Here is a 13,700-nt window from a genome sequence, read left to right on the forward strand (position 1 = left end):
ACTATTAACCTAGCGAGTTAGTATGTTTTATGTTATACAGTTTAATTCAATTTGTGTCAATAAGGCAGAAAAAAAATATTCTCCTGTTAATTCAAAAGTGTTGAATAATTTTCTAAAAGTAAATGCTATCGTCCTGCGAAATCATTTCTATCTCTTGCTCAGCATCCTGTTTGTCAGTCTGGTTCCCACAAACTGAATCACTGCTACCATCACGATAATCACCACGACCGAGGCAATCATCACGTCAGTGCGGAAGCGCTGGTAGCCGTAGCGGATTGCAAGGTCTCCCAAGCCGCCGCCGCCCAAAGTGCCTGCCATTGCGGAATAGCTTACAAGGTTGATGACCGTGAGCGTGATTCCAGAAACAACAGAAGGCATTGCTTCCGGCACGAGGACTTTGTAAATAATCTGCCAGTTGGTCGAGCCCATCGCGCGGGCCGCCTGAACTACTCCGGGATCAACTTCGTTCAAAGCTGTCTCCGTGATGCGGGCTACAAAGGGAGCTGCCGCAATCGAAAGAGGAATAATCGTAGCCGTGGTGCCAATCGCCGTTCCCAAAATCAGGCGGGTCAGAGGCAAGAGAACAATCATCAGGATTACGAACGGGAACGAGCGCAAGACGTCGATGATTCGGCTCAAAACCAAATTAAAGCCTGCTTTGGGCGTGATTCCGTATTTATTCGTAACATTCAAAAGAACGCCGAGCGGAAATCCAATCAAAATCGCAAACACTGTAGAAAAGAACACCATCAAAAGCGTTTCAAGCGTAGATGTTCCAACCAATTCCAAAATCTGATCCATAAATTACCTCTTCTGTACCCTGACATTATTCTGCGCCAGCCAGCCAACAGCCTTTTCGACAGCCGCATCGTCACCCGAAATGTCGCACTCCATGTAGCCCACGTCTTCATCCGGCAAGTGACTGATTCCTGCGGCCAGAATATTAAAGCTCACATCAAACTCTTTTGCCATTTTGCACAAAATCGGCTCGCCCGTGGCATTGCCCACAAAATGCAAAAGATAGCTGCCAGCCTTTTCGGTCCATTTTACAATCTCGCCGTCTTTGTCTGACTTCTGCTCTGCTCCAGAGGCAATATTCTTGATGAAATCCCGGGTGGTCTGAGTCTGGGGATTTGAGAAAATTTCCTTTACAAGCCCGCTCTCAACGACCCGTCCGTTCTCAATCACCGCAACGCTCTCACAGGCATCACGCACGACTTCCATCTGATGCGTAATCATAACGACAGTGAGGTTCATCTTCTGCTGAATTTCTTTAATCAATGCAAGAATCTGCCTTGTGGTGTTGGGGTCAAGCGCGCTGGTGGCCTCGTCACAAAAAAGAATGCTCGGCTCAGTGGCAAGCGCACGCGCAATGGCGACACGCTGTTTTTGTCCGCCGCTCAAAGTGCTGATAGGGGCATTTTCCCTGTCGCCAAGTCCGACCAGTTCAAGCATCTCACGGACTTTGGCACGGATTTTGTCTTTTGGAACTCCTGCAATTTCAAGAGGATAAGCCACGTTTTTACCGGCCGACCTTGAAGAAAAAAGATTGAAGTTCTGGAAAATCATGCCGATTTTTCGTCTTTCTAAAATCAGTTCTTTTTTTGAAAGATTATCAACCCGCTTATCGCCATAATAAACTGCGCCCTCATCAGGTTTTTCGAGCATACTCACAAGGCGCACGAGGGATGATTTGCCCGCACCGCTCTTTCCGATAATTCCAAAAATCGTGTTCTCAGGAATGTCGAGCGAAACATCATTTACCGCACAAATCAGGGTCCTGTCATTTTTTTGCTTTGACTCATAAGTCTTTTTCAAATGTTCGAGTTTAATTCGCATGAAATAATAATGCTATTTATAGAAGATTTTTGCAATAGTCATAAAGATGAGAAAAATATTTTTCAAAAGCCGGGGAGCTCTATTGACACGCACCATAAATCTCTGATAAAATATTTTCCATAACGTCAGCACTGTCTGCGGGGTTAGCTCAGTTGGTTAGAGCATCACGTTGACATCGTGGGGGTCAGTAGTTCGAATCTACTATTCCGCAAAGAGTGCTGACGTTTTTTATTTTAAACTCTTCTCTTCATTCCATCTTTCTAACTTTTCTTCTATTATAAAGAGCTCATTTTCGTATTCAGTAATCTGGCTTTCAATCTGGGATTCACGCTCAAGGTCTGTAGTCACGGATTTTTCACGCTTAAGTTCAGGAAGAATGTTTTCCTCAAGGTCGGTCTTGCGCCTTTTCAGCTCGGTGACCTTCTTTGGCGGGCGGCCGCCTTTTTTGCCGTTTTCCTGACTTGCCGCTTTTTTGGCATTGCTGGTGGATTTTCCGTTGTAAGAATAAAGGGAGGCAATCCAAAAGCGCAGGGACTTTATCGCCTGCCCCATTTCAAATTCAATGTTTTCAAGATGATGAGTCCTTTCAATCTTTTCATCCAGGGAAAGTTCCGCCCCAGTCTTTGACTTTTCAAGCTGGTTGATTATTGAAATCTGATTCTGCAAATCTTCGAGAGAGGCAAGCGCCTTGTAAATCTGTTCGGTTTTCTTAGACATGAAATCAGTATAACCTAAGAGTTTGGGTTTTTGCAAGAATTTTTTCTTTGCCTTATCAGATTTCCTGGTTTATAATTATTTCAATATTCATTTATGAGAGGTACGAATATGGCACAATTTTTCAAATGCAAGAAATGCGGAAAAATCATCGAAATCGTAAACAAGGGCTGTCCTGTCATTGTCTGCTGCGGCGAAGAAATGACAGAGCTCAAAGCTAATACCACAGACGGAGCAAGCGAAAAACACGTTCCTGTAATCGAGCAGAACGGCGACAAAGTTACAGTCAAAGTAGGCTCAGCAGTTCACCCGATGGAAGCTGATCACTGGATTCAGTGGATTGCAATTGAAACCGACAAGGGAATCCAGCGAAAATACCTCAATCCGGGCGAAGCTCCAGAAGCAACTTTCGTTCTTTCAAACGAAAAACTGCTTGCCGCTTATGAATACTGCAACAAGCACGGCCTCTGGAAAGCCTAAATTCCCATGTTGCTGCAATCAACTTCCTTAGCAAAGCGAAGGTAATACAGTAAGCAGCGGATTTCTTTTTCTCCCACGCCAAGCATCTGGCTGACAGCTTTCCGATAGCAGGAAAGCTGTTCATAATATATTTCCGGCTCGATTTTCTGATTTGTCTTGTAATCCACGATTGTGTACTTGTATGGCGAATTTTCGTCATTCTTGTAGAGCAGGTCAATCTGGCCGGTGACAATCAGGTCTTTGGCATAGTCTTCTCCGTCAGCTGGCGGCCGGGCATTTTCAATCAGGCTTCTGAAAGTGTATTCAGTTTTCTTCCATTTGCTCTCAGAAGATTGCATATATATAGAAGAAAGTTTGAATTTTTGAGTCATATCCTCGCAAAGCTGGCGGATTTTTGAGATTTTCCTTTCGCGGTTCGTTTCTCCGGCCCACTTTTTAAGGTCTACACCCGGAATCGGCTTTTCGTTTATGCCTAACCATTCGCGGGAATTGATTTTTGGATCAGTCCCAAGAACAGCGGCCTCCATGTAAGCGTGCGCAATCGTACCAAAATTGAAGAAGGAAAAGGCGGGCTGGGGTGAGTTTTCAAGTCCTGTAGCCTCATTTACTTTTCCTGATTCATCGCCCTCATCTTCAAGGCTCAAATTGCTTACGGCTCCCGGCACTGAACTTGCGACGATTTTATTTATCAAGTTGTATTCAGAATTGGAAGGAGTTTCATTTAGCTCCGCTCTCTCCCCGCCAGTCAAATGCCCGTCATGCAATTTGCTCGGTGAAAGATAGACTTTTGGAGAAAGTTTTTCCTCAACAAGCTCGGCTTCGGCAAATGAAAAATCCTTTATAAAAGCAGAGCGGTCTTTCTTTTCGCTTTCTTCGATTGTAACCGGCGCAAAAGCCTGCGGATCTTCTACGAAATTGAAGGCAGGATTATTCACGCCCTCTTGGCAGTCACTGTCAAAAAGCATGGGAAGAAGCAGCTGGTAAATCGATTTTGGCTCAGCATATTCTTCCGTCTTTTCCTTCTGATCTTTTGTGAAGGTAAAAGTTTTTTCTTCCGGCGAATGAACTTCAAATTTCCGGCACTTTTCCTCACCTTCCCTTTCCAGCCCCTGACAGCCGACAATGTAAAGCCTTTCTTCGGCACGCGTTAAGGCGACATAAGCCAGACGTCGCAGCTCCGCGCTTTCCTGCCTTGCGTTTTCATCTTCCATAATTGAGAAAAAGTAAGACTTTCCGGCATTTTTCTTGCGGATGTTTCCGGTCGCAGTCAGTTTTTCGGCCGCATTCTTATAGTTACCCCAGGAAGGAGTTTTCAGCAGGAGGCCTGCATCCCGGCTCATGGCGACAGAATTATCCTGCCCCCTGCTCACAGCACTTGCCGCACAGACAAAGACGACCTTAAATTCCAGGCCTTTTGATTTGTGAATCGTAAGAATCTGAACGGCGTCCTCGGCATCCATCACGACATCAAGTCCGTCAAGCTTTTTGTCCGAATCCTCGTAGCTCTTTACCATGTCGATGAAGCTGGCAAGGCTCTGGGTCTTTCCTTCGGCAAGGCGGGCCATCTCAAAAAGAATGTCGTAAAATGAAGAATACATGGAAACGCTTTTGTTCCAGAGAGTTTCGTAGCGGTAGCCGAGCTCGTACCAGATGTAAGAAATCGTCTTGGTGAGCTTTTCACTTTTAAGGCGACCCTTAATGTCATCGTACAGTGCCTTGAGCTTGAGGATTTTTGCCGACAAGTCAGAATCAGGGGCAATTTTTTCAAGAATTCCTTCATCAAAAGGCGACTTGAAGGGATTTTCCGTGCTGGCAAGAACTTTCTGCATCTGGGCAAAAGTCAGCGAGCAGAAGGGAGAGCGCAAAAGCTTGGCCCAGGCATTTTTGTCTTCTGGGTAAACACAGAGCTTGAGCAGGGAAATAATGTCGTTAATCGGACCGTCCGAGAAAAAGCCCTTGTAGACTTCGGTTGAGTATGGGATTCCGGCCGAAAGAAGGACGCTTTCGTAGGCACCAGTCGGCGTCGAACTTCGGAAGAGAATCGCGATGTCCCGGTAATTGTATTTTTGAGCGCCCTTCTCGTCTTTTTCTTCAAGCAGTTTTTTGATTTCGCGGGCGACAAAACTTGCCTCACATTCATAAGTCTTGCGCTCAGCCTCAATATCCTCGCTGACTTCCAGTGGATTTTGCTCCCAGGAATTTTGATTTTCCTCCGCACTCTTGCTTTTTTGATAGAGAACCAGGGTGATTTTCTTTTCTGAATATGATTTTTCGTTGATTCCGAAAGAGGGGACCTCGACCTTTTTATAATCAGCCTCGTATTCAGGAATTTGCTCCTGGCCGCTTACCTTGGCCGGGAATTTTTCCTTAGTCATAAAAACGGCCTGTAAATTTTCATTTACTTTAGGGCCATTTGGATAATCGTAGCCACCAAAAATCGTGTTGAAGCCGGAAATAAGCTCAGCGCGAGAGCGGTAGTTCGTCTTAAGCTCAATCAGGTTTTTAATCGATGAAGAAAGATTTCTGAAAACGCTGACGTCGGCTCCACGGAAGCGGTAAATGCTCTGCTTGTCATCACCGACGAAGAAAAGCTTGTGGGTGTCGAGCCTATCAAGAAGGTCAGAATCCGAAAGCCGGGGAAGAATGTAGTTTCCGGCCTGGTCATATTTTTCCTTTGCATCAGAAAGAATCAGAAGGACGTCGCACTGAAGGCTGTTGTCGTCCTGAAATTCGTCAATCATGATTGCATCAAATTTCTGCTGCTCGATGTGGCGGATTTCAGAGTGCTCGGAAAGAATTGCAAAAGCCAGCTGACTAACATCAGAAAATGAAAGAAGCCCGCCGGTCCGCTTGCTTTTGTTCACGTCTTCCTGAAAGCGCTCAAGATGGGCAAAAACCTTTTCCTGCAAAGCGAAGCCTGAAATTGAATTTGCGATCAGGTAAAGTTTTTCAAGAAGAGGAAGGACCAGACCTTTGAAAGTTTTATAAGAATCATCTGCCACGCGCGAATAATCTCCGCCGCAATATCCCGAAATCACCTTGCAGTAAGGCAAAAATTGCTCATCAAGGAAGGACTTTGCATTTCTCTCACCCGCAAAAAGGCTTTCGTCCAGGGCAGGAGGCTTGGGATTTCCATTCTGATCGATATAATCGTAGAGTGCCAGAAGCTGCTTGGACTTGCTTTTGAGGTTTCGCGGAAGGGCGATAAAAGATTCCACTTCATCATAAATCTGCGCCGTATAATCCGCGTAGTCCCTGAGGATTTTTGATTTCTGATATTGAAGGCCCTTTTCAAAGTCAATCGGCGTGAGAAGGGTCGAGTATTTTAAAATCGGAGCAGCGAACAAATCTTCGGCCACATTCTGAATCTGGAAAACCGTGGCGATTTCCTTGATTTCGCTTTGATTCAGGTTTTCAAGGACATATTTCGTCGCCTTAAAATTGATTGCCGAAGTGATTTTTTCGTCATCGAGGGTAAAATTCGGGGTGACTCCGTAATAGCGGGCACCTTTTTTTGCAATTTCAGAAAAATAGCTGTCCAAAGTCTGGACGTGGCTCTTGTCAAAATGCTCAATCGCCTTTTTTGCCCGCTCCTTAATCTCCGCCAAATGCGGGAAATCGGCGGGAAGGGGCTGAGTTTTTGAATTCCTCTTAATCGGATAGCCGTTCAGGTGATTTTTGAGGCCGTTGAAAATACGCTCCTTCATTTCGTTTGCAGCCTTTTTGGTGAATGTGAGCGTAAGGATTTTTTCGGCAGGCAGGTTCTTTGCTTCGACAAGATAGGCATAGCGGCTGGCCAGAACCGTAGTCTTGCCGCTGCCCGCACCCGCACTGACAACTACGTTCTTCGTTTCCTTTACTGCAGAAAGCTGGTCGCTGTCCAAACCGGAAGAAAGCAGGGTGAGGCTTGCATCATCAATTTCAAAGGAATCCTGTTTATTTTCAATCATTCTTCTTCTCCTGCGACAGCAAAATATCGCCTGCAAATTGCCTGATAATCAATGCAGTTGTTGAATTTGTCCTTGGCGGCACAAAGCGCACGGCTCTGATTCAAAGCGTTCACGGCAAATTTTCCGTCTGAAATTTCGTCATAGAATCTTTTTGCGTATTTGAGGAATTCACTTATTGCAAGTTCCACTTCCGCCTGACCGTGCTTGTTTTCCTTTCCGTTTGGCGCCTGACCTAAAAAAGGCTTTTCCTCGGTGCTTTTTATTGAATAGAAAACAGCCGAGCTGACTTTAATCCTCTCGACCTCTTCCACATTGTTTTCAAGAAGATAAATGTACATGGGCATCTGAAAATCAATGACGTTTTCTTTTTTGCCCTCTTCCTGAGCCTTTACATAGAGGCCTGTCGGCAGGGCTGAAGTTTTGTAATCGACAATTGCGAATTCTGATTCATTTGAGCTTGCCAGAATACAGTCGATTTTTCCCTCAAAATAATAGCCTTCCTCTTCCAGGCCATTCTGGTCTTTTGGCAGGGCGGCAACTTCCTTTTCAACTGCGACGACTTTATAGCCGCTGAAAATTTCACAAAGATGGGAGACGCTTCTTTCAATCATCCTGAAATTTGGATTTTCGCGGGCTTTTCCAAAATCTGAAATCGCATACTGAGAAGAAATGATTTTTGTTGTCGTCTGGCTCGCGCTGACCGTTTTATAATCTGAGCCGAAAATTTCTATAAACGCGGATTTTTGACTCTTCACATCAACCGCATCGTTTACGGCAGAAACCAAGAGCTTGAGATATTCATCGCCGAGCCCCTTTCCCTCAGAGTCCGCACAGAGCAAGAGTCTTTTTTCCTTGAGGGAAGCAAAGAAATTCTCAAAAATCTTGTGGTTCACCTTGCCCATGATGTACTCGTCAATCAGCTCAGCCTCATTGTCCAGAGGATCAAGCTTGAGCACGTTTTTGAAGAGCCATTTTCGCGGACACTTGAAATAATTTTTGAGCGCAGTCTGGGTGACTTCAATCCGCTTAAGCAGAAGGGGATTTTTCTGCCTGTGACCGGGTAAATTTTCGTCACGATAATGAAGCCGCCTGTAAATCATCTCGCTGAAATCCTTGTCGCTTTGAAAGAGGCCGGAATCTTTTTTGTCGAGATGATGAAAATTCTTCCATTCTGAAAATCCAGTCGCCTGTTTTGCAAAAATTTTTGAGAGAGGAGCCCCAGACCCCTGTCCGCAGGAATCCAAAAGGCACTTTTTTTCGTGGGCGTAAATATCCTTACGGGAAAGCCCTTCCGCCTCTCCCATTTTGCTCAACTTTCCATAGGCAAAACCGTATTCTCCGTTGTAGGCATGGCGGGATGCGGTAAAATAAGCCTTTTCCGTGGCCGAATGCTGGTACATCTTTACAAAATCAAAGGTCGGATCAGAGTCGGAAAAGCCCAGAGAAGAATCAAACTCGCCCAGTTTCATGAAAATTTTCCGCTTGTTTTCGTTCATAAAGCTGAGGGGCTTAAAAAGTTCAGCGACAGAAAGTGAATCCTGGCTTGAATCAAGTACGACATGAACTTTGTAGGGAGCGGCTGGAGCTGATTTATAGGGATAAACCTGAACAGCCCTGGCCTCGCCCTGAGAAAGATACTGGACCTTTGAAAGATGCGAGACGAAAAAGGCAAAGGGATTGGGAAGCTTGTAGTCCGGATACATTTTTTCCAGATCCACCAGCTCATTCAGTGAAATTATGCAACGGCTGAGGACATTGTTGCTGAGAGGCATTTCCTGAAATTCTTCCATGTCGAAGAAAATCTCTTTAAATTCCTCGTAGGCCGAACGGATTTTCTCAAAAGACTCAGCCCGCACCATCTTTGGAATCAGGGTCGAAAGGTTCCTGTAAAGATTTCTAATCAGCTCGTCCTTGTTGATGTCTGAGCCCCGGTCGTCCTTAGGATTGAGAAAGGCTTCATCCCAGACTGTGACCGCAAGCCCTTTTTCATAGCAAATTTCCCCGGCCGTGCAGATACAGTTGTTCATGCGGCCAAAAAGCAGAAGATTTTCAATCGTACTTTTTTGTGCCCAGGGCAAGTCCTCGTTTAATAGAAGATTTTTGAGGCTTTCATACGAAAACTGATTTTCGATACAGTCCTGCAGCTGCGAGAAAAAAATTCCCGCGCCGTAAGAAGAAAGTGGGCGGCTGTAACGTAGCGAGCGGGGAATCTCATAAAGGCTGAATTCGCGGTCGAGATAGGAACCATAGTTGTCCAGATTTGGAACGTTTACCGCCATGTCGCTCCATTCAATTCCCTTTTTATCATGCATTTCACGCAAAAAGAGGGCGACGTCCTTAACTTCAACGCTGGAATTCTCAAAAAAGTGAGCCTCGTAGTCACCTTCCTCTTCCGGGACGCTGACAAAATGAATTTTTTCAATGGCAGAAAGTTTGTGACGGTACTGCTCCCAGTCTTCAAGGCTCTCCGGGTAAATCAAAAAATACTCGCGGCCATCGTCAGTAAAATCAGGCTCAACCCAGGCAGGGTCAAAAAGATGATTTTGCTTCAGGAATTTGCTGTATTCATCAAAAAGAATTTCAAAATCCCTGTCCTCGTCGTCGGTAAATCCCTGATTTTTATATTCCTCGTAAAAGGAATTGAGGTTTGAATCATCATCACTCACTTCAAATTTAAAAGACTTCTGGGCTTCACGCAAATTCTTCCACATTTTGAGGGACGGAAGCACCGAAGAAATCCAGTCCGTAAAGGCAGATGCTTCTTTTGCGTACTTTTCGACGATTATGCTTTTAAAAAATGGTTTTTCGGCGTTCTTTTTGATAAGGGTGCCGGCAAAAATCTTTCGCATGAGGGAGGGAACCGTGTTCAAATCCTGGGCTTTTCCCCTGATGCACTCGCCCTTGAATTTATCCCAGGCTAAAAAACGCTCCATTGCCACGGCTTTGACGGATGTATTTTTTACAACCCAATCCGCCCATTTCTGACAGGCGACGTCCGTAGGAAAGACAAAAACTGCGTCCTGGTTGGTGATTTCTTTTTGTAATAGAGACTGAATTGACTGCATGCTTTAATTATACAGCATTTTACGTCTTTTGTAGCAAAAATTCCTTTAGCCCGGCCAGGGCATTTTTCATGACGATTTTGGAATTTGAGTAGCTCATTTTGAGGATTTCAGCGGCTTCTTTTAAAGTCTTGTTGTCGTAGTAAACCAGAACGACCAAAGCCCGCTCGCGGTCAGGAAGCCGCATGAGAGCCTGTCCAAGTTCAGTAAGTGTTTCTTGAGTGAGGATATTGTCGAGAGTTTCGTCATTGTAAGCAATTTCCTCGTCCAGTTCGGAATGTTGCTTGCGGACACGCCAAAAATCAATCAGCGTATTGTGGGCGATTCTATAAATCAGCGTGGAGGGAGAAGATTTTGACGGATCAAAAAAATCAGCTTTATCGTAGAACTTGACGAAGACGTTTGCCGTTAAATCTTCGGCATCGTCGTCGTCCAAGTGCTTGCCTATAAAATAATAAAAAACCTTGCGGTTATACTCTTTGTAGATTTCGTCCTTTTCTTTTGGTGTCACAAAATTTCCTTATCTTTTGTAACAGGCGAAATCGTTCCAGATCGAGGTAGACCAGAATCAACGAGGCCTGCAGCATTAACCATGTCTAGTTCGTCTTCATTAAGTTCAAAAGCATTTTCGCTTACTGAATTTTGAAGAGAACTGATATAGCTTCGTGCGCTCTGAATTGCGAAATCCATTGCTGAATTTCCTTCAAATTTCTGAAAGTCAAACAATCTTTTAAGATTCTTATCGTTCATAGTCTTACCTCGCTAAGTGATTTCGTCATACATTTATACGAACGAGAATCAAAAAGAGCTAAAAATTTTCAAGGAAAATCAGCTCCCCGGTGTAATATTTATATTCAAGCACCGAAAGAAGGTAATTTATCAGCACCTGATAGTAAGAATTTTCCGCAGAAATATATTTTTCGTCCTGAGACAAAAGATTATCAACAGTTATAAGTCCTGCATTAAACCTCTTCTGTTCATTGTCATAGAGATTCTTCTGCAAGTCAAGGACTTCGTCAGCATTTTGCACAGAGTTTTTGTAAACCGAGATTCTTCCGGCCACATTTTTAACCTGAATTGAGAGCGTGTTCACGGCATTTTCGTATTCAGCAAGAAGGGCATTGTATTCTGCAAGGGCTTCTTCCTCAGCTCCCTTTTTTGAATTGTTGCCCAGTCTTGCAGTCACTGAAAGTTTGCCCGAAATATCAAGCCCGCGGACATTTTTGCTGCCAGAGCCGGCAAGTTTTCCATAGCTGTCCGAATATTCCGTTCCAGTCGCCCCGATTCCGAATCCAAGATTTGCGTCCGGCCGGGAATCAACTTTTGTAATGCGAAGTTTTTTCTCTGCCGACTCAATGCTTTTTCGAAGTGAGACAATATCATTGCGCCTTTGAATCACCTTTTCGAGAAAGGCGCTGTCAATCTCGCTTTCTTCAAGGAATTTTGCTTCTTCAATATCAATTTTCGGAAAAGAGTTATGGCATGGCGGAGGCAGAACACTTGGATCAGTAATGCCCAGAATCACCATAAGATCCATTTTCGCGCTATGAAACTGAACATTGGCATTTTCGGCATTGCGGTGATTTTCCCTTTCGTTAACCCGCATGGCAAGCAAGTCATTTTTTGAGCGGACTCCGGCCCGAATCAGCGTGTCCATGTTTTTATTTCGCTCTTCAATTTTCTGCTGAAGCGACGATACCAGCTGCATATAATTGCAGGAAAGGAAATATTTGTAATATTTTCGGGAAACTTCCATTACCGTTTTGGAAATCGTATCTTCAAGATCTGCCCTCATCTGCTCGATGTAAGCTTTTGCACTTTCAAGCTGGAGAGAAGCGAGTGAATCATTAAAAGACTTGAAAAGAGGAAGGGAAAGTTCCAGAGACACAGTGCCGTAATTGCGGGCTTCCGGCTCCTTAAGCTTTAAGGACTCAGGAAAGCCTGCTGAATATGAGTAGTCCGGCGTATTTTTCTGGCGAGTGACCGTGTAGGCAAGCCTTGACTGCAGTCCAAAGCCAAAAAGCTTCTGAACGAAAAGAGAACCTGAAGTCTGCTGATCCAAAGTATTGTCAGAATAAACTGAAAAGACACCTGCTTCTGCTGGGAATGAGTCGAGCACATAAGCCGGGTCATTCTTGTCAACCGGATTCTGCTTGATTGAGTATCCGCCCTCAGCTCCGACTTCTAAATCGAGTAAACCTTTTGCCTGTCTGTACCGAGCTTCTGCCGCTGAAAGCGCATACCTCTGTTTTTTGATTTCGTAATTGTTTTTAACCGCAAGATTTACAGCATCTTCCAAAGAAAGGGTTTCCCCTTCCCCTTCTTTGACTATGTTCTCTGAAAAAATAGCCTGCGGCAAGAAAAAATAAAGCAGCAAGATGAGAATAATTTTAGGGAACATAAGATATATTATAGATAGACTTAAGAATTTTTCAATTAAAAATAAGGATCTAGTCGGCGAGTTTTATAAATTTTCCGTTATTAAAGACCTTAGTTGTGAGTTTTCTTTTTTGTACGGCTCCGTTCTGGTCGAAGGTGTAGGAACCGGCTGCCTCAAGCCAGATATACCTGTGCAGGATTCCGGCAATATCATTTGGCGTTGCTGAATCCGCCATTTTAATTGCATTAGCAAGAACCATGAGGGCATCATAAGCCTGTAAAGTTTCCTGGTCCGGTTCTCCGCCGAATTTCTCTTTGAATGAAGAATAAAACTCCTTGAAGCGGGGATTCTGACTTTCGACATCATAGTTTGATACGGCAAAAATCTTTCCGTTTTCTGAAGGACCAAGCTGATCTGTCAAAAGAGGATCGTCAAAAGGGTCAGAGCCGACAATGGGGCAATTTATGCCGTTTTCCCGCAGAATCGAAATAATCTGCTGAATCAAAGGCATGCGGCCGGCCAGAAAAATCGCGTCAAAGAGGAAGTTGTTCTTCCAGCGCTTGGCCATGCGCTCAAATTCCTGCTCGGAAGTCGTAATGTCATAGCTGTCACGGCTGACAACGGCAATTCCCCTCTTGCTGCAATTTATCTCAAAGGCGTTTGAAAGGCTGGTGCCGGAAGTGTTTTCCAGATAATAGATGATGACGTTTTTAAAGCCTTCCTTGTCGCAGAGTCTGGCAATTTCTTCGCCAAATTTGCTGTCGCTGGGCATGTTGCTGAAAATAAGGGGATTGTTCCGCTCGGTGAGGGCGTGAATCGTGGAAATGAAATTGAATGTGAGGATTCCGTAATACTGATAAATCAGCGAGCAGGGAAGGGAAATGTCGGAATAACCGTGACCGACCACCGCGCAGATTTCTTCGTCCGATGCAATCTGGTAGGCCGTGGACATTCCGCTGATTGAAGTACCACCGTCGTCAAATTTTACCAGCTCAAGGCGGCCGGGAAGGAGGCCCTCAGCATTGATTTTTTCCTGAGCCAAAAGGGCACCTTCCCACATTTTAGTCTGATTTTGCTCAAAGCTGTTGGCGATGGCAATCTTAACTGAACCGTTTTTAAAAAGGCGGTTGATGGCCGCCTGACGGCTTTTAATCGGGTCATCACTCTTGCAGGAAGAAAAGAAAGCAAAACTAAAAGAAAGCAATATATATAGAAGGAAGCTGTATTTTTTCATGTTATTTTTAAATTATAACACACAATCAGCTTCCTGTCATT

Annotated in this window: 10 protein-coding genes and 1 tRNA gene; 2 read left to right on the plus strand and 9 right to left on the minus strand. The window is 44.5% G+C overall.

The genetic code is table 11. From position 1 onward, the window contains the following. Positions 1 to 147: 147 nt before the first annotated feature. Together HNP76_RS12780 and HNP76_RS12785 are read right to left on the minus strand one after the other, a co-directional pair. The gene (locus tag HNP76_RS12780; RefSeq protein WP_184661144.1) at positions 148 to 801 is read right to left on the minus strand and encodes a methionine ABC transporter permease; all 654 of its coding nucleotides are present in this window, start codon (positions 799 to 801) and stop codon (positions 148 to 150) included. A gap of 3 nt (positions 802 to 804) precedes the next feature. Next, complete coding sequence (locus tag HNP76_RS12785) at positions 805 to 1,818, minus strand: methionine ABC transporter ATP-binding protein (RefSeq protein WP_512700721.1); 1,014 nt, start codon at positions 1,816 to 1,818, stop codon at positions 805 to 807. A 158-nt stretch (positions 1,819 to 1,976) separates the two neighbouring features. Here HNP76_RS12785 and HNP76_RS12790 point away from each other — a divergent pair. Beyond that, positions 1,977 to 2,050, plus strand: a tRNA-Val gene (locus HNP76_RS12790). Positions 2,051 to 2,067: 17 nt separating this feature from the next. On the opposite strand, the gene HNP76_RS12795 is transcribed toward HNP76_RS12790, so the two are convergent. Next, the gene (locus HNP76_RS12795; protein ID WP_184661148.1) at positions 2,068 to 2,556 is read right to left on the minus strand and encodes a hypothetical protein; all 489 of its coding nucleotides are present in this window, start codon (positions 2,554 to 2,556) and stop codon (positions 2,068 to 2,070) included. A gap of 108 nt (positions 2,557 to 2,664) precedes the next feature. Here HNP76_RS12795 and HNP76_RS12800 point away from each other — a divergent pair, with 108 nt between their 5' ends. After that, positions 2,665 to 3,033: a desulfoferrodoxin gene (locus tag HNP76_RS12800; protein ID WP_184661150.1), complete on the plus strand. Its 369-nt coding sequence runs from the start codon at positions 2,665 to 2,667 to the stop codon at positions 3,031 to 3,033. Here the strand turns inward: HNP76_RS12800 and HNP76_RS12805 are convergent. From HNP76_RS12805 to HNP76_RS12830, 6 genes are read right to left on the minus strand one after another with little or no spacing between them, the layout of a single operon-like run. Continuing rightward, positions 3,030 to 6,983: a UvrD-helicase domain-containing protein gene (locus HNP76_RS12805; RefSeq protein ID WP_184661151.1), complete on the minus strand. Its 3,954-nt coding sequence runs from the start codon at positions 6,981 to 6,983 to the stop codon at positions 3,030 to 3,032. The genes HNP76_RS12800 and HNP76_RS12805 overlap by 4 nt on opposite strands. Continuing rightward, a complete protein-coding gene (locus HNP76_RS12810) occupies positions 6,980 to 10,048 on the minus strand; it encodes a PD-(D/E)XK nuclease family protein (RefSeq protein WP_184661153.1) in 3,069 nt (1,022 codons plus the stop codon). Before HNP76_RS12810 ends, HNP76_RS12805 begins: the two co-directional genes overlap by 4 nt. Before the next feature lie 19 nt (positions 10,049 to 10,067). Next, entirely contained in the window at positions 10,068 to 10,556 is a 489-nt protein-coding gene (locus HNP76_RS12815) for an RNA polymerase sigma factor (protein ID WP_184661156.1), read from the minus strand. After that, positions 10,553 to 10,795, minus strand: coding sequence for a hypothetical protein (locus HNP76_RS12820; RefSeq protein WP_184661158.1), 243 nt, complete (start codon positions 10,793 to 10,795; stop codon positions 10,553 to 10,555). The genes HNP76_RS12815 and HNP76_RS12820 overlap by 4 nt, the downstream gene beginning before the upstream one ends. Before the next feature lie 58 nt (positions 10,796 to 10,853). Further along, on the minus strand, positions 10,854 to 12,446 hold the full coding sequence (locus HNP76_RS12825; protein ID WP_184661160.1) for a TolC family protein: 1,593 nt from the start codon (positions 12,444 to 12,446) through the stop codon (positions 10,854 to 10,856). Between the two features lie 49 nt (positions 12,447 to 12,495). Beyond that, positions 12,496 to 13,659: an ABC transporter substrate-binding protein gene (locus HNP76_RS12830; protein WP_184661163.1), complete on the minus strand. Its 1,164-nt coding sequence runs from the start codon at positions 13,657 to 13,659 to the stop codon at positions 12,496 to 12,498. Between the last annotated feature and the right edge of the window lie 41 nt (positions 13,660 to 13,700).

This window comes from Treponema ruminis (assembly GCF_014201975.1).
Taxonomy (GTDB): Bacteria; Spirochaetota; Spirochaetia; order Treponematales; family Treponemataceae; genus Treponema_D; species Treponema_D ruminis.